General features: G+C 65.9%; 21 protein-coding genes. 18 read left to right on the forward strand and 3 right to left on the reverse strand.

Going from position 1 to position 15,865, the window contains the following annotated elements:
- Positions 1–39 precede the first annotated feature (39 nt).
- From ASE82_RS00340 to ASE82_RS00375, 8 genes are all read left to right on the forward strand, one after another.
- Positions 40–918, forward strand: coding sequence for a 5'-nucleotidase, lipoprotein e(P4) family (locus tag ASE82_RS00340; RefSeq protein ID WP_056057407.1), 879 nt, complete (start codon positions 40–42; stop codon positions 916–918).
- Positions 918–1,238: a DUF5076 domain-containing protein gene (locus ASE82_RS00345; RefSeq protein WP_056057410.1), complete on the forward strand. Its 321-nt coding sequence runs from the start codon at positions 918–920 to the stop codon at positions 1,236–1,238. Before ASE82_RS00340 ends, ASE82_RS00345 begins: the two co-directional genes overlap by 1 nt.
- Positions 1,238–1,873 (forward strand): 3-oxoacid CoA-transferase subunit B, encoded by a 636-nt coding sequence (locus ASE82_RS00350; RefSeq protein ID WP_056057413.1) that lies wholly within the window; start codon positions 1,238–1,240, stop codon positions 1,871–1,873. Before ASE82_RS00345 ends, ASE82_RS00350 begins: the two co-directional genes overlap by 1 nt.
- Complete coding sequence (locus ASE82_RS00355) at positions 1,873–2,556, forward strand: glutathione S-transferase family protein (protein WP_056057415.1); 684 nt, start codon at positions 1,873–1,875, stop codon at positions 2,554–2,556. The genes ASE82_RS00350 and ASE82_RS00355 overlap by 1 nt, the downstream gene beginning before the upstream one ends.
- Positions 2,556–3,437 carry an alpha/beta hydrolase gene (locus ASE82_RS00360; RefSeq protein WP_056057418.1) on the forward strand — a complete coding sequence of 294 codons (882 nt, stop codon included), beginning with the start codon at positions 2,556–2,558 and terminating at the stop codon, positions 3,435–3,437. The genes ASE82_RS00355 and ASE82_RS00360 overlap by 1 nt, the downstream gene beginning before the upstream one ends.
- Positions 3,438–3,594: 157 nt before the next feature.
- Complete coding sequence (leuC, locus tag ASE82_RS00365; protein ID WP_435368528.1) at positions 3,595–5,031, forward strand: 3-isopropylmalate dehydratase large subunit; 1,437 nt, start codon at positions 3,595–3,597, stop codon at positions 5,029–5,031.
- 97 nt (positions 5,032–5,128) lie between these two features.
- Positions 5,129–5,758 (forward strand): 3-isopropylmalate dehydratase small subunit, encoded by a 630-nt coding sequence (leuD, locus tag ASE82_RS00370; RefSeq protein WP_056057421.1) that lies wholly within the window; start codon positions 5,129–5,131, stop codon positions 5,756–5,758.
- Positions 5,721–6,719, forward strand: a complete 999-nt coding sequence (locus tag ASE82_RS00375; protein ID WP_200910632.1) for an NADPH:quinone oxidoreductase family protein — start codon at positions 5,721–5,723, stop codon at positions 6,717–6,719. Before leuD ends, ASE82_RS00375 begins: the two co-directional genes overlap by 38 nt.
- 23 nt (positions 6,720–6,742) lie before the next feature.
- On the opposite strand, the gene ASE82_RS19180 is transcribed toward ASE82_RS00375, so the two are convergent.
- The gene (locus tag ASE82_RS19180; RefSeq protein WP_156348709.1) at positions 6,743–6,886 is read right to left on the reverse strand and encodes a hypothetical protein; all 144 of its coding nucleotides are present in this window, start codon (positions 6,884–6,886) and stop codon (positions 6,743–6,745) included.
- 161 nt (positions 6,887–7,047) lie between these two features.
- Between ASE82_RS19180 and ASE82_RS00380 the strand changes: the two genes are divergently transcribed.
- From ASE82_RS00380 to nadA, 6 genes are all read left to right on the forward strand, one after another.
- Complete coding sequence (locus ASE82_RS00380; protein WP_056057427.1) at positions 7,048–7,371, forward strand: DUF1476 domain-containing protein; 324 nt, start codon at positions 7,048–7,050, stop codon at positions 7,369–7,371.
- Between the two features lies 1 nt (position 7,372).
- Complete coding sequence (locus ASE82_RS00385) at positions 7,373–7,603, forward strand: BolA/IbaG family iron-sulfur metabolism protein (protein WP_056057430.1); 231 nt, start codon at positions 7,373–7,375, stop codon at positions 7,601–7,603.
- Positions 7,604–7,614: 11 nt separating this feature from the next.
- Positions 7,615–7,938, forward strand: a complete 324-nt coding sequence (grxD, locus tag ASE82_RS00390) for a Grx4 family monothiol glutaredoxin (RefSeq protein ID WP_056057434.1) — start codon at positions 7,615–7,617, stop codon at positions 7,936–7,938.
- Positions 7,939–8,187: 249 nt separating this feature from the next.
- Positions 8,188–9,045 carry an MBL fold metallo-hydrolase gene (locus ASE82_RS00395; protein ID WP_056057439.1) on the forward strand — a complete coding sequence of 286 codons (858 nt, stop codon included), beginning with the start codon at positions 8,188–8,190 and terminating at the stop codon, positions 9,043–9,045.
- A complete protein-coding gene (locus ASE82_RS00400) occupies positions 9,027–9,752 on the forward strand; it encodes a DUF4230 domain-containing protein (RefSeq protein ID WP_056057442.1) in 726 nt (241 codons plus the stop codon). The genes ASE82_RS00395 and ASE82_RS00400 overlap by 19 nt, the downstream gene beginning before the upstream one ends.
- Before the next feature lie 27 nt (positions 9,753–9,779).
- On the forward strand, positions 9,780–10,763 hold the full coding sequence (gene nadA / locus ASE82_RS00405; RefSeq protein ID WP_056057445.1) for a quinolinate synthase NadA: 984 nt from the start codon (positions 9,780–9,782) through the stop codon (positions 10,761–10,763).
- Positions 10,764–10,848: 85 nt separating this feature from the next.
- Here nadA and ASE82_RS19185 read toward each other — a convergent pair whose 3' ends face one another.
- Positions 10,849–11,001, reverse strand: a complete 153-nt coding sequence (locus tag ASE82_RS19185; RefSeq protein ID WP_156348710.1) for a hypothetical protein — start codon at positions 10,999–11,001, stop codon at positions 10,849–10,851.
- Positions 11,002–11,167: 166 nt separating this feature from the next.
- Here ASE82_RS19185 and nadC point away from each other — a divergent pair, with 166 nt between their 5' ends.
- The 3 genes from nadC to ASE82_RS00420 are packed head-to-tail and all read left to right on the forward strand — an operon-like array spanning position 11,168 to position 13,240.
- Positions 11,168–12,019: a carboxylating nicotinate-nucleotide diphosphorylase gene (nadC, locus tag ASE82_RS00410; RefSeq protein ID WP_056057448.1), complete on the forward strand. Its 852-nt coding sequence runs from the start codon at positions 11,168–11,170 to the stop codon at positions 12,017–12,019.
- A 52-nt stretch (positions 12,020–12,071) separates the two neighbouring features.
- Positions 12,072–12,530, forward strand: a complete 459-nt coding sequence (locus tag ASE82_RS00415; protein ID WP_056057452.1) for a hypothetical protein — start codon at positions 12,072–12,074, stop codon at positions 12,528–12,530.
- Positions 12,527–13,240 carry a ribonuclease T2 family protein gene (locus tag ASE82_RS00420; RefSeq protein WP_056057456.1) on the forward strand — a complete coding sequence of 238 codons (714 nt, stop codon included), beginning with the start codon at positions 12,527–12,529 and terminating at the stop codon, positions 13,238–13,240. The genes ASE82_RS00415 and ASE82_RS00420 overlap by 4 nt, the downstream gene beginning before the upstream one ends.
- 258 nt (positions 13,241–13,498) lie before the next feature.
- Here the strand turns inward: ASE82_RS00420 and ASE82_RS00425 are convergent, their stop codons facing one another.
- A complete protein-coding gene (locus ASE82_RS00425) occupies positions 13,499–13,696 on the reverse strand; it encodes a hypothetical protein (protein WP_056059452.1) in 198 nt (65 codons plus the stop codon).
- Between the two features lie 132 nt (positions 13,697–13,828).
- Between ASE82_RS00425 and ASE82_RS00430 the strand changes: the two genes are divergently transcribed.
- The gene (locus ASE82_RS00430) at positions 13,829–15,823 is read left to right on the forward strand and encodes an autotransporter assembly complex protein TamA (RefSeq protein WP_082440938.1); all 1,995 of its coding nucleotides are present in this window, start codon (positions 13,829–13,831) and stop codon (positions 15,821–15,823) included.
- Positions 15,824–15,865 lie beyond the last annotated feature (42 nt).

Consider the following 15,865-nt stretch of genomic DNA (forward strand, 5'->3'; position numbering starts at 1 on the left):
TCCTGCGAACGCAGGAGCCCAGGGTCGCAGGCGTGGCGCTTGGTATCCTGGACCCCTGCGTTCGCAGGGGCACTGGTTTTGCAGGGGTGCGTAAGTGTCTCCGCGCCGACGTCGATCGCAGCGACGCCGACTGTCTCCGCACCCGTCACGGTCGACGGCGTACCCGCCAGCATGCAGTATCTCTACGCCTCGGGCGAAGCGGCGGCGGTCAGCATCCAGGCCTGGAACGCGCTCGTCGGCTACATCCGCGCGCAACGCACGCCGACGTCCGTCGTCCTCACCCAAGGCGCCACGCTCGCCGCGCCGGTTTTCACCGCCTGCGGCACCAAACCCAAAGCCGCGGTCTTCGACGTGGACGAAACCGTGCTTCTCAACCTCGGCTTCGAATATGACGCGTCTTCCGGCCAGCCCTGGTCCGACCCGCGCTGGCAGGACTGGGAGCGCACCGGCGTTAAGCAGGTCGCGCCCGTCCCCGGCGCGCTCGCCGCGCTCACCCAACTCCGCGCGATGGGCGTTACGGTGATCTTCAACACCAACCGCTCCGCCGCCAACGCCGCACAGACTGAAGCCACGATCGAAGCCGCCGGGCTCGGCCCCGCGCGCCACGGCGAGACGCTGTTCCTCGCCGGCGACGACGCGATGGGCTCGAAGAAGGACGGCCGCCGCGCGACGATCGCTACAAAATACTGCGTCGTCGCAATGGGCGGCGACCAGCTCGGCGACTTCAGCGACCTGTTCAACGCCGGCCAAACCCCCGCCGCCCGTCGCGCAACGGTCCAGTCGCCCGCGATCGCCGCGAAATGGGGAGCAGGGTGGTTCGTCCTGCCCAACCCGGTCTACGGCACCGCGCTCAAAGGCAATCGCGACGAGGTATTCCCGCCAGCAGTCCGCTGGGCCCCGACTGGAGGCGTACGCTAATGGCCGATCATCCCGCCAATCACCCAAACGCGATCGCGCTCGACAAGGGCGCGCAGCTCACCGGCGAATCGGTCGAGGTCGCGCGCATCTGGATCACCAACGGCGCCGGCAGCAACGTGCTGATCGACGCGGGCATCCTCGAGGATCCGACCGTGTTCGGTTACCTCCTCGCCGACACGATCCGTCACGCCGCGCGCGCCTATGCGGGCACCTGGGGCCTCGACGAGGATGCCGCGTTGCAGGCGATCGTCGACGGCGTCGGCACCGAACTCCGCGAACAATTCACGACCATCACCACCATCCAGGAAGGAATGCACTGATGCCCTGGGACCGTAACCAGATGGCCGCGCGCGCGGCGCAGGAACTGAAGGACGGCTATTACGTCAATCTCGGCATCGGCATCCCGACGCTGGTCGCGAACAACATCCCCGAGGGGATGACCGTCACGCTCCAGTCCGAGAACGGCATGCTCGGGATCGGCCCGTTCCCGTACGCGGGCGAGGAGGACGCCGACCTGATCAACGCCGGCAAGCAGACGATCAGCGAACTCCCTTCGTCGGTGTATTTCAGCTCGTCGGACAGCTTCGCGATGATCCGCGGCGGGCATATCGATCTGACGGTACTCGGCGCGATGGAAGTCAGCGAAGGCGGCGACATCGCCAACTGGATGATCCCGGGCAAGATGATCAAGGGCATGGGCGGCGCGATGGACCTCGTCGCGGGCGTCAAGCAGATCATCGTCGTGATGGACCACGCCGCCAAGGACGGCACGCCGAAGTTCATCTCGTCGTGCACGCTGCCACTGACCGGCAAGAACGTCGTCGACATGATCGTCACCGACCTCGCCGTGTTCCAGCGCCCCGATCACGACAGCCCGTTCAAGCTGGTCGAAATGGCGCCGGGCGTCACTGCGGACGAGATCGCCGCGAGAACCACCGCGCACTACACCATCTGATGGGCTACGCCCTCGTCACCGCAAACCGCAATTACTCGAGCTGGTCGCTGCGGCCCTGGGTCCTGATGAAGGCGCTCGGCATCGACTTCGAGGACCGGATCGAGCCGTTCCTGAAGCCCGTCAATTACGAGGCGTTCCGCGCCTTCTCGCCGACCGGGCAGGTGCCGGTGCTGATCGACGGCGCGCGCACGCTATGGGATTCGCTCGGTATCGTCCTCTATCTCGCCGAGCGTCACGACGGCGTCTGGCCGGTCGACGAGGAGGCACGCGCGTGGGCGATCTGCGCGACCGCCGAAATGCATGGCGGGTTCTCCGCGCTTCGCAACGAGCGCACGATGAACGTCGGCGTCCGCGTCGAAGCCGCCCCCGGCAGCGACGCGCTCGACCGCGATGTCGCGCGGATTACCGAACTCTGGAGCGAGGGACTCGACCGGTTCGGCGGCCCGTGGCTCGCTGGCGCAGAGTTCACCGCCGTCGATGCGTTCTATGCGCCAGTCGCGTTCCGCGTGCGGACCTACGGGATCGACGTCGGCCCGGCAGGTCTGGCCTGGGTCGACCGGATCATCGCGCACGCGGCGATGCGCGAATGGGAAGCGACCGCACTCGCCGAGACATGGCGCGAGGAAAGCCACGAGGCCGACCTCCTCAACTGCGGGTCGATCACCGCGGACTTCCGCCGCTGATGCGCCGCGCCGCGATCGTCATAGCGCTGATCGTCATCCTGATCGCAGGCACGGCGTTCACCGCGGGACCGGGTACGCTCAGCGTCCTCGATGGCGTGATGGGCGGCGGTCGCGGCACCGCGCGCATCCGCGAAGGCGTCCCGTTCGGCACTCACGGCCAGAAGCTCGATGTCTGGCGCCCGTCCGGTGGCGCCAAGACCGGCCTGCCGGTGCTGATCTTCTGGTACGGCGGCGGCTGGGTGCACGGCTCGCGCGGCGCCTACGCCTTCGCCGCGCGCGCCTATGCGAAGGCGGGCTACGTCGTCGTCATGCCCGACTACCGCAAGGTGCCCGACGTCCGCTTCCCCGCCTTCCTCCAGGACGGTGCAGAAGCGGTGAAGTGGACTCGCGACCACATCGCACAGTCCGGCGGCGACCCGAACCGGATCGCCGTCGCTGGTCATTCCGCCGGCGCCTACACCGTCGCGATGCTGACGCTCGACGAGCGCTGGCTGAAGGCGGAAGGCGTCGACCCCCACATCATCAAGGCCGCGGTCGGCCTGTGCGGGCCTTATGATTTCTACCCCTTCACCGCGAAACGCGCGATCGACGCGATGCAGGGCGCCGCCGACCCGGTGATGACCCAGCCGATCCACTTCGCGCGCGCCGACGCCCCGCCGATGCTGCTGATCACCGCCGGCGACGACACGCAGGTCAAGCCGCATAACGCGATCAACCTCACCGCGCGGCTGAAGGCGCTGGGGGCACCGGTGACGCACATCGATTATCCCGGTTTGAGCCACGAAAACGTCGCGATGGCCTTGTCGAAACCCTTCCGCGGCAAAGCGCCGGTGCTCGCCGACAGCGTCGCGTTCCTGAACAAGGCGATGCCCGCGCGGTAATCCATCTTGTTTCCCCGCGAAGGCGGGGCCCCAGTCTGGGCACCCGCCTTCGCGGGTGGACAATCTTTCCGCCGGCCCTCCACGCGCACGGTTCAGCGACCGAAAATTACATACAACCTTGGCGTCGCACCCCTTTTCGGTTAACGCGCGCTCCATCATGGCCACTCCGCAAACGCTGTACGAAAAGATCTGGGCGGCGCACGTCGTCGAACGCCGCGACGACGGCACCTGCCTGATCTATATCGACCGCCACCTCGTCCACGAAGTCACCAGCCCGCAGGCCTTTGAAGGCCTGCGCGTCGCAGGCCGCAAGGTTCGCCGCCCCGACCTGACGCTCGCCGTCCCCGATCACAACCTCCCGACCACCGCGCGGAAAGATGCCGCCGGCCGCGTCCTGCCGATCGCCGATCCCGAAAGCGCGCAGCAGCTCGACGCACTCCGCCGCAACACCAGCGAGTTCGGCATCGACTATATCGACGCGACCGCGATCGAGCAGGGCATCGTCCACGTCGTGGGCCCCGAGCAGGGCTTTACGCTCCCCGGCACCACGCTCGTCTGCGGCGACAGCCACACATCGGCGCACGGCGCACTCGGCGCGCTTGCGTTCGGGATCGGCACCAGCGAGGTCGAGCACGTCCTCGCCACGCAGACCTTGCTGCTGTCGCAGGCCAAGACGATGGAAGTCCGCGTCGACGGCGAACTCGGCTTCGGCGTCAGCCCGAAGGACGTCATCCTCGCGATCATCGGCAAGATCGGCGCGGCGGGCGGCACCGGCCATGTCATCGAATTCACCGGCAGCGTGATCCGCAACATGTCGATCGAAGGTCGCCTGACGATCGCCAACATGTCGATCGAGGCAGGCGCGCGCGCCGGCCTGATCGCGCCCGACGACACCACCTTCGCCTATCTCAAGGGCCGCCCGATGGCCCCGACCGGCGAGAACTGGGACCGCGCGGTGACGTGGTGGCGTAGTCTCGCCACCGATCCCGGCGCGCGCTACGACAAGTCCGTCACGCTCGACGCCGCCGATATCGCCCCCGGCCTCACCTGGGGCACCAGTCCCGAGGACGTCGTGCCGATCACCGGATTCGTCCCCGAACCGTCAAGCTTCGCCGATCCCGCCAAGCAGGCCGCCGCACAGAAGTCGCTCGACTATATGGGCCTGACCGCCGGTACCGCGATGCGCGACGTGCCGATCCAGCACGTCTTCATCGGCAGTTGCACCAACAGCCGTATCGAGGATCTCCGCGCCGCCGCGGCGATCGCCGACGGACGCCATGTCGCCACGGGCGTCCGCGCGCTGGTCGTCCCCGGCTCGGGCCTGGTGAAGCGTCAGGCCGAAGCCGAAGGGCTCGACCGAATCTTCATCACCGCCGGTTTCGAATGGCGCGAACCGGGCTGTTCGATGTGCCTCGCGATGAACCCGGACAAAGTCCCTGCGGGGGAGCGTTGCGCTTCCACGTCGAACCGTAATTTCGTCGGCAGACAGGGTCCCGGAGCGCGCACGCATCTGGTATCACCCGCGATGGCGGCAGCGGCGGCGGTGACCGGTAAGCTGAGCGACGTCAGAGAGTTGATGGGGGAACGAGCATGAAGAAGGTTTTCGTATTGCTGGCGGCTGGGGCAATGCTCAGCGGCGTAGCGGCCTATGTCGCATCGGCGCGGGTCGTTCCGGAGCGCACGGAACAGCGATGATTCCCGTCACGACCGTCTCGGGCCGCGCCTATCCGTGGGGCGCGAAGAACATCGACACCGACGTCATCATCCCGGCGCACTGGCTGAAGACGATCACGCGCACCGGCCTCGGCCGCGGCGCGTTCGAGACGGTCCGCGCGCAACCCGGCAACATCTTCGACGACCCGCGCTATGCCGGCTCGCCGATCCTCATTGCCGGCGATAATTTCGGCTGCGGTTCCAGCCGCGAGCATGCCGCGTGGGCGCTCGCCGATATGGGCATCACCGCGGTGATCGCGCCGAGCTTCTCCGACATATTCTCGGGCAACGCGTTCAAGAACGGCATCGTCCCCGTCGTGCTGCCCCAGGAGGCGATCGACCGGCTTATCGAAGTCGCCAAGGACCAGACCGTCACCGTCGATCTCGAGACGATGACCGTCACCACCCCGTTCCAGGACCGCTTCACCTTCGAACTCGACGCATTCCGCCGTCAGTGCCTCATGGAAGGGCTGGACGAAGTCGGCCTGACGCTGGCAAGGGATACCCAGATTTCAAAATTCGAGGAGGCGGTCGCATCGAATCGCCCCTGGACGACGGTGGAGAGCGGGTATGCGAGCATTGGTGTCGAAGGCGGTCGGCGGACCTGAAACTCTGAAAATGGTCGAGCTGCCCGATCTGGTAGCCGGCCCCGGACAGGTCGTCGTCGCGGTCAAGGCCTGCGCGATCAACTTCCCCGACGTCCTGATCATCGAGGACAAATACCAGTTCAAGCCACAGCGCCCGTTCGCACCCGGCGGCGAGATCGCTGGCACGATCGATTCGATCGGCGAGGGCGTCACCGGCTGGGCAGTCGGCGACCGCGTGATCGCGATGCTCGGTCACGGCGGCCTCTGCGAGAAGGTGATCGCCGACCCCGCCAAGCTCTACCGCCTCCCCGAAGGCCGCAGCTTCGCCGAGGGTGCCTCGCTCATCCTCACCTACGGCACGACCATCCACGCTTTGCTCGACCGCGGCCATATCAAGGCGGGGCAGACGCTGCTCGTGCTCGGCGCGGCCGGCGGGGTAGGGCTCGCCGCGATCGAACTCGGCAAGGCGTTCGGCGCGAAGGTCGTCGCCGCGGTATCGTCCGAGGAAAAGGCCGCCGCCGCCAAGTCAGCCGGTGCGGACGAAACGCTGATCTATGCCCGTGCCCCGTTCGACAAGCACCAGTCGAAGGCGCTCGCCGAGCAGTTCAAGGCCGCGGTCGGTCGCGACGGCGCGCACGTCATCTACGATCCGGTCGGTGGCGACTATGCCGAGCCTGCGCTGCGATCGATCGCCTGGGAGGGCAAGTATCTCGTCGTCGGTTTCCCCGCCGGCATTCCGAAATTGCCGCTCAACCTAACGCTGCTCAAAAGCTGCGACGTATGCGGCGTGTTCTGGGGCGCATTCGCGGCGCGTGATCCCAAGGCGAACCAGGCGCATATCGAAACGCTGTTCGATTTGTGGGAAGCCGGAAAGATCGCGCCGCGCGTGACGGAAACATTTGCGTTCGAGGACGGCGGCAAGGCCATCGCGAAGATGGCCGCTCGTGGTGCTATCGGGAAACTCGTCGTAGAGGTCGGCTGAGTACAGCTGCCTCTACAGGGGGGTCAAAACACGTTGTACGCAACGGTGGCGATCGCGCCCCACATCGCTGTCGACGCAAAAATTCCGTAGGCAAGCCCGTGCACGACCGGCGGTGTAGCGCGCGTCTTGGCCACGGAAACGGATGTCGGCTGGGATAGCGTCGTCATATCACTCTCCTATCCGTGCACTGTGTCACGTGATCGACTTATATATCGTTACAACCAGACCATAGTTCCAGTAGTTTTTGTACGTTTCTGTCGATTGTTGCGCGGGGGCGTTGTGCGACCTATCTCGGGGCCCACGACGAGACTTAACGGGGACCCGCGCAATGACCACTTTCGACGACCGCGAACGCGCCAGCGAGGCGAATTTCGCGCGCGAGGAAGAGATGGCCTTCCGGATAACGGCCCGGCGCAATCGCCTGCTGGGTGGCTGGGCGGCGCAGGAAATGCACCTGACCCCTGAAGAGACGGACGCCTATGCGACTGCGCTCGTGCATGCCGACATGGAAGGCGGCGGCGACGATGATGTTGTGCGGAAACTGGTCGGCGACCTGACCGCCGCGGGGCTCGACCATGATGAGGCTACCATCCGCCGCGCGCTGGCGCAGCAGATGATCGAGGCACGTCGCCAATTGCTGGAGTCGCATTGATATGCCGATGGCTGCTGACGATATCGCAACGATGATCAAGGACGCGATCCCCGATGCCCAGGTCGAGATCACCGATCTCGCGGGCGACGGCGATCATTATGCTGCCAAGGTCACCGCCGCCAGCTTTGCCGGGATGAGCCGGGTGAAGCAGCACCAGGCCGTCTATGCCGCGCTCGGCGGTCGGATGGGCGGCGTCCTGCACGCACTACAGCTTACGACCGCAATCTCCTGAGGACCGAAGACATGACCGACGATTCCAACGCCCGCATCGACGCCCTGGTAAAAGCCAGCCCGGTAGTCCTGTTCATGAAAGGCAGCCCGTTGTTCCCGCAGTGCGGCTTTTCTAGCCGCGCGATCGCGATCCTCAACCATCTAGAGGTCGAGTTCGAGAGCGTCGACGTGTTGCAGGACCAGGGCATCCGGCAGGGTATCAAGAGCTATTCCGACTGGCCGACCATCCCGCAGCTCTACGTCGATGGTGAATTCGTCGGCGGCTCTGACATCATGATGGAGATGTACGAGAGCGGCGAGCTGGCGCAGTTGTTCGAGACGCAGAAGGCCAACTGATCAAGGCACCGGGTGGGTGGATCGACGCGAGACCGGAAGGGAAAGCGGTCGATCCACCCTGTGAACGCGTTCGCGTTCGGTGACGGCACACTAGTTGCACGGCCCATGCCAGAACCTGCCGTTCGCGGTTTTGGCGACGTTCGATAGTTAACTCAGGTTTGGCCCGGCATCGGCCTGTAAGAGTTTCCGACAGCTCTCCGCGACTAACGAGGTCTTGCCATCGCCGCGTCGAGCCGCCATTTCGCATCCATGGCTGAGCATCCGACCGGTATCCCGATCCAGCTCGAGCCGCTGGTCGTTCGCGTGCTCGCGCCCAACGCTTCCCCCTACACCTATACAGGTACGCAGACGCACATCGTCGGTATGACCGATCTTGCCGTGATCGATCCAGGCCCCGACGATCCCGGGCACATCGAGGCGCTGCTGCGCGCGATCGATAGCCGCCCGGTCAAGGCGATCGTCGTCACGCATCACCACCGCGACCATAGCCCCGCCACGCGTCCGCTCCAGTCGCTCACCGGCGCCCCGATCGTCGGCGCTGCACCGTTCGACCTCGCCGACACGGGCGCGCGAGCAGACGCGTCCTTCGACGCCGCCTACGCCCCTGATCGCGTTCTTGCGGAGGGTGATAGCGTGACCGGTGATGGCTGGACGCTGGAGGCGATCGCGACTCCTGGCCACACGTCGAACCATCTGGCGTTCGCGCTGCCCGAGACGAAGGCGCTGTTTTCCGGCGATCACGTCATGGGCTGGTCGACGACGATCGTCTCGCCGCCCGACGGCAATATGACGGCGTACATGGCCAGCCTCGAAAAGCTGATGGGTCGAGACGACCGCATCTATTATCCCGGCCACGGCGAGGCGATCGACAAGCCGCAACGGCTCGTCCGCGGCATGCTCGGCCACCGCAAGCAACGCGAGGGGCAGATCCTCCGCTTGCTTCGCGATGGCGCGCGGCCGATCCCGGCGATGGTCGAGCGCATGTATGTCGGTCTTGGCGCGCAACTCGTGCCCGCCGCCGAACGATCGGTGCTGGCGCATCTGTACGACCTGCAAACCCGCGGACTGGTTATCGAGGAAGGCGAGACATGGCGAACGACAGCGTGACCGAACCCGTACGCAAGAGCGGCGTGGCCCCGTTTCTGGCCAAGGCGGTCGGAATCGTTTTAATCCTCGTCCTCGCGGGGCTGCTCATGCTTTGGGGCGTGCAGCGCTACGTCAGCGACCGGCTCACGCCCGATCCGACGACGATCGCCAGCGCGAGCCTTGAGGGACTGCGCGAGCAGAACCGCCTGTCGGCGTTCGCCGCGCGCTACGTCGCGGTCGTCACCTCGAAACAGTCGCAGCTCGGCTTCACGACCGAGAAGACGCTAATCATGCCCGGGATGGTCCGGTACGAAGTCGACATGGCCAAGCTGACCCAGTCCGACGTCGCGTGGGATGGCACTTCGAAGACGCTGTCCGTGCGCCTTCCCGCCGTCGAAGCCGATGGCCCGCAGGTCGATCTCAACGCGGTGCGCGAATATGGTTCGGGCGGCGTGCTGACCACGTTCACCGATGCCGAGAAGCGCCTCGACGCCGCCAATCGCCGTGCCGGCCAGATCGAACTGATCCGCCAAGCGCGCGAGCCCGCGATGATCAAGCTCGCCCGCGACGCGACGCGCCGTGCGGTCGAACGCAGTTTCGCGATGCCGCTGCGGGCTGCCGGAATCGACGCGACCGTCGTGGTCCGCTTCGCCGACGAGCCGACCGCGAATACCGAGCGCTGGGACACCTCGCGCTCGCTGCAGGACGTGCTAGGGAACCGCCCCTAGGGAACGGGCAACACTCGGGATACGACCATGGAATTGAAGCAGAACTTCGCCGGTATCGACATACGCGCCGAGATCGAGCGCCTCCGCAAGGAGAAGAACGCCGTCATCCTCGCGCATTACTACCAGAAGCCCGAATTGCAGGATCTGGCCGATTTCGTCGGCGACAGCCTCGATCTGTCCCGCAAGGCCGCTGCCACCGACGCCGACGTGATCGCATTCTGCGGCGTGCGTTTCATGGCCGAGACCGCCAAGATCCTGTCGCCCGACAAGATCGTCGTGCTCCCCGACATGGACGCCGGGTGCAGCCTGGAGGACAGCTGCCCGCCCGAGCAGTTCGCCGCCTTCCGCGCGAAACACCCCGATCACATCGCGCTGACCTACATCAACTGCTCGACCGAGGTGAAGGCGCTCTCCGACATCATCGTCACGTCCTCGTCGGCTGACACGATCCTCGCGCAGATCCCGCCCGAGCAGAAGATTATCTTCGGCCCTGACCGCAATCTCGGCGGTTACCTCGCGCGGAAGACCGGCCGCGACATGCTGCTGTGGCCGGGCGTGTGCATCGTCCACGAGGCGTTCAGCGAAACCGAACTGATGAAGCTGAAGGCGCAGCACCCTGGCGCGCCCGTCGTCGCGCATCCCGAATGCCCGCCGATCATCCTCGACCACGCCGATTACGTCGGCTCGACGCGCGGCATCCTCGATTACGCGCTCGCGATGCCCGGCGACACGCTGATCGTCGCTACCGAGCCGCACATCATCCACCAGATGGAAAAGGCGCTCCCGAACAAGCGCTTCATCGGCGCGCCGGGTGCGGACGGCAACTGCAACTGCAATATCTGCCCGTACATGGCGCTCAACACGCTCGAAAAGCTGTACGTCGCGCTACGCGATCTCTCGCCGCGGATCGAGATCGAGGAAGGGCTTCGTCTCCAGGCGAAGAAAAGCCTCGACCGCATGCTGTCGATGGCATCGAATACCGTGGGGAAGGGTGATCTCGGGCCGAAGTAACGGTCCGTTTTAATTGGCCGCCGTTCGGGCTGGATTACTCCAGCCTGGCGCGGTCACATTAGGAATAGTTCAGATCAGGGCGCGCTCAGAGCGCCGGGACGTCAACATCGCTCAACTGGGCGAGCGCCTGGTCGATATGGATGGCGGCTAGCGGCAGCTGCAGCGTGTCGGCCAGCGTAAGAGCTTCGTCCAGCAGGGCATGCAGGCGTGCGGTATCGGCCATCGTGGTGGTGGGCATAAGAATATCCTCGGTAGTGATCGGCAAACCCTCGACGTCTCGAATGGTTCCTATACCGGAAAAATAATTCGATGAGTCGAATGAACCGTGAAGTCACTGTTCCGACCGTCTCTTTTTTGGCACCGCGCGCCGAGCATATTTTCGACGAACAATCCGGAGACGACAGGTGAAGACAGCATTGCCCGAGTCGTTCGATATCGACGCCTTCGTCGCGGCGACGCTGGCCGAGGATCTCGGTACGATCGGCGACATAACGTCGGCCGCAGTCATCCCCGCGGACGCACGGTTTACCGGTGTCATGGACAGTCGCGATCCGATCGTCGTCGCTGGCCTCGATCTCGCTGAAGCCTTCTTCCGCGCGCTGGACTCGGATGTGCGGATCGAACGCCTCGTCCGCGACGGTCAGCAGGTGGCGGCCGGCACCGAACTCATGCGGCTCGAAGGGGCAGGGCGCGCGATGCTGACGGCCGAGCGGTCCGCGCTCAACACCGTCCAGCATCTGTCGGGCATCGCGACGATGACGCGCGCGTATGTCGACGCGATCGAGGGGACGGGCGCGATCCTGCTCGACACGCGCAAGACGATCCCGGGCCTGCGCATGCTGGAGAAATACGCGACCCGGATGGGCGGCGCGCAGAACCACCGCATGGGGCTGTGGGATGCAGCGATGATCAAGGACAATCACGTTGCGGTCGCGGGCGGTGTCGCCGAGGCGGTCCGCCGCGCCAAGGCGGCGGGGATCGCGCAGATCATCGTCGAGGTCGACCGCATCGACCAGATCGAGCCCGCGCTGGAGGCTGGCGCGACACACCTGCTGCTCGACAACATGCCGCCGGCGATGTTGCGCGAAGCGGTGGCGCTCGTCGCCGGTCGCGTTCCGACCGAAGCATCGGGCGGCGTCAATCTCGACACGATTCGCGCGATTGCTGAATCTGGCGTGACCTATGTGTCGGTCGGCCGCTTGACGCAGTCGGCGCCCGCAGCAGATATAGGGCTGGACTTCGCGACCGTCGAATAGCTCCGCCAGATCCGGCGCGGGCCTTCGGCTGGCCAGGTCAGGGAGTAGGACCATGATCAGGCCGGTTGCCATCGTTCGCTACGAGCGCCTTTATTGGGCGGCGTTCATACTGGATACGATCGTCGCGGCGATGACCTGGACGCAGCGCGAGGCGATCGTCACCGCCTATCCGGTACTCGCCAAGGCGACGTGGATATTGCCGACGTTCCAGGCCATCGGGATCGCGGTGACGGTGCTGCTCTGGTACTTCACCGCGCGCGCGCCGAGCGTTGTCGCGAAGTGGGTGGTCGTGATCCTCGCCGCCTTGTCGACCTGGGCCGCCGTCCAGGCGCTTGCAACGCTCGCGACGGGTAGTGCGATCGTCGGCACGGCATCGATCCTCTCGCTCATCGCAGAAGCACTCTACGTCGCTGCCGCCGTCCACCTTTTCCGACCCGGCAGCAAAGCCTGGTTCGGCCAGGACGACGACGCCGATTTCGACACGGATACTGACAGAGGGAACGTCGCATGATCTCCAGGCTGACCCTCGCCGCCGTCGCGATCGCACTGCCGAGCGTCGCGCAGGCGCAGGCCTATCAATGCTCGACTCCCGCGTCGGTCGAGCGCGTCCGGCCGGACCTTCCGTCTGAGAGCCAGCCGAAGCGCGATATCCCGATCGGCAGCTATACGCTCGCGATCACCTGGGCGCCGCAATATTGCCGAGAGAATGGCGATCGCACCGGGTCGACGTTCCAATGCGGCGCCGGCAACCGGTTCGGCTTTACGCTGCACGGATTATGGCCCGACGGGGTCGGCAAGGACTGGCCGCAATATTGTCATGACGCCGAGTTCGTGCCGCCTCCGGTCATCCGTGCGCATCTCTGCACGACGCCGTCCGCGCAGTTGCTCCAGCATGAGTGGGCCAAGCACGGTACCTGCATGCCCGGGTATCGTCCCGCCAAGTATTTCAACCAGTCGGCCGGGCTGTACAGCAAGCTCCGCTATCCGGATATGGACGCGTTGTCGCGCGCGCCACTGACCGCAGGCTGGTTCGCCGCGGCGATGGCGAGCGTGAATCCCGGCCTGAAGGCTGACATGATGCGGGTTACCGCGACGAAGCAGGGCTGGCTCGACGAGGTCTGGATCTGCCTGGATCGCCGCTTTCGGTATCGTCGTTGCCCGGTGCATCAGGGCGGACTGAACCCAAGCGCACCGCTCCAAATCTGGCGTGGTAGTCGATAGGCTGTAGGTGGTCGCTAAATCAGCATGGCACGGCGACCACCTCACATTCCGTTCGTGCTGAGTAGCGACCGAGTAGCTCCGTTAGGAGCATATCGAGGGCGCGTATCGAAGCATGGGTTACCCGCGCTAACCTGTCCTTCGATACGCCATCTCGATACGCTTCGTTGGAGCTACTCGACGGCTACTCAGGACGAACGGAAGACGGACGAACGCACGATTGGCGAACGGAAGAGCCGGGCGGGCAGCCGGGAGCGCCGTCTACCGCCGGTCCCTCAACCAAACCAACACCGCCGCCAGCACGCCGACCCCAGTCCCGACCAGAAACCCCGGCGTCGCCTGCCCAATCGCAAACCCCACCCCCGTACCGCCCAGCATCCCCAGCGCGACGAGGAACCCGCCCGCAGCGCTCGGATTCTTGTGGGGGGGCAGGGTGTCGCGGGAAGTCGGTTCGGCCATCGCCATGTCCTGCCACGTGCTGCCACGGGATGCCAGCCACGCGCCACACCTGATCCGCCGCCCGGACGAAACGTGGCGGAAATACGGCGTTAGATACTGTTCCGCAACGACAAGCCCGGCTAGGAGCCGGACATGGTGTTCCGCGTCGGGCGAGCCGGGCCGGCCGCCGCCTTTTTCGTTCTGACGACAGCGGGTGCCCTACCTTGCGCGGGCATACGTGCCGCAGGAGCACAAACCGCGCCCGTGTCGACCCAAACGCAGGCAAGCCCGACCGCCGACACGCCGATGTCGCTCGACCCCAATTCGCCGCTGGCCCCGCTGCCCGACATCGGCGTCGCCTGGCCCGATCTCGCGACGTCGCCGATGGACCCGGCCGCCACGGTCGCTGCGGTCGACGCCAACGCGGAGAGCCGCTACGCTTGGCGGATCGACGGCATCGACGGGATCAACGACACGCTGCTGCGTCAGCGGTTCGCGCAACTCTCGACGCTCGACGCGAACGACCACCAGGCCGCCAATGCCGCCCAGCTCGATCGCCGCGCGCGCGAGGATGCCGACCTGCTCAACAGCCTTCTTCGCGCCGAGGGCTATTACGACGCCAACGTCATCACGCGGGTCGAGCCCGGCGCGAAACCGATGGTCGTGCTATCGGCGACCCCTGGCACGCTCTACAAGTTCAAGGGCGTGACGATCGACGGCATCGCCGCGGCAGGCGACAAGGCGCCGGGGCTGACGACTGCGTTCGGGATCAAGCCCGAAGACCCGGTCAATTCCGATGCGATCGTCGCGGGGCAGGCCAAGCTGACGACGCAGATCGGCCGCGAAGGCTTTCCGTTCGCCAAGGTCGGCGATCCGGCGATCGTGGTCGACCACGCCACCCGCACCGCGACGCTCGACCTGTCCGTCCAACCAGGCAGCGCGCGCAAGTTCGGACAGGTTGTCGCACTGCCCGGCAACCGGGTGTTCGGCGCGGACCATGTCGCGGAGATCGCGCGGTTCTCGCCCGGCGACCTGTACGATGCCGCCAAGCTCGACGATCTCCGCCGCGCGCTGATCCAGACCAGTCTGGTCTCCGCCGTCGACTTGAAGCCGGTGCAGGGCGCGACCCCCGATACCGTCGACATCGCCGTGAAGCTCGATCGCGCGCCGCCGCATACCGTTGCGGGCGAGCTCGGCTACGGCACCGGCGAAGGCGCGCGCGCGGAACTCAGCTGGACGCACCGCAACCTGTTCCCGCCCGAAGGCGCGTTGACGCTGCGCGGCGTGTTGGGCACGCAGGAACAGCTCGGCTCGGTCGTCTTCCGCCGCAACAACTTCAAGGCACGAGACCGGGTGCTGACGCTCCAGGCCTCCGCTGCACATACCAACCGTGACGCCTACGACGCCAAGACCTATTCGCTCGCCGGCACGCTGGAGCGCCAGACCAACATCTTCTTCCAGAAGACCTGGACATGGTCGGTCGGCGCCGAGCTGCTAGCGTCGGACGAGCAGGACGTGATCCTCTCGACCGGCGCGCCACGTCGCCGCACCTTCTTCATCGGTGCGTTGCCGACCAGCCTCAACTACGACGGATCGGACGATCTGCTCAACCCGACCAGGGGCTTCCGCCTCGGCGGCCGGATCAGTCCGGAAGTGTCGTTGCAAGGTTCGGTGTTCGGCTATGCGCGCACCCAGTTCGACGGTAGCGTGTATCAACCATTCGGCGACCGGGTGGTGCTCGCCGCCCGCACCCGGCTCGGCACGATCGTTGGCGCGCCGCGCGACCAGGTCGCGCCATCACGCCGCTTCTACGCCGGCGGCGGCGCGTCTGTGCGCGGTTACGGCTATCAGTCGATCGGCCCGCGCGATCCCAACAACGACCCGATCGGCGGCCGCAGCCTGACCGAATTCTCGATCGAGGCGCGCGTCCGCGTCCTCGGCAGCTTCGGGATCGTGCCGTTCCTCGACGCGGGCAATATCTACACCTCGCCGCTGCCGAAATTCACCGGGCTGCAATACGGCACCGGCATCGGCGTGCGCTATTATTCGAACTTCGGCCCGATCCGCCTCGACGTCGGCACCCCGATCAACCCGCAGCCCGGCGACAGCCGCATCGCCGTATACGTCTCGCTGGGGCAGGCATTTTGACCGAAGAGGTCGTTCTTCCAAAGCGCCGGATCGCTTGGTGGC

Origin of the sequence: Sphingomonas sp. Leaf230 (assembly GCF_001421745.1) — a bacterium.
Taxonomy (GTDB): Bacteria; Pseudomonadota; Alphaproteobacteria; order Sphingomonadales; family Sphingomonadaceae; genus Sphingomonas.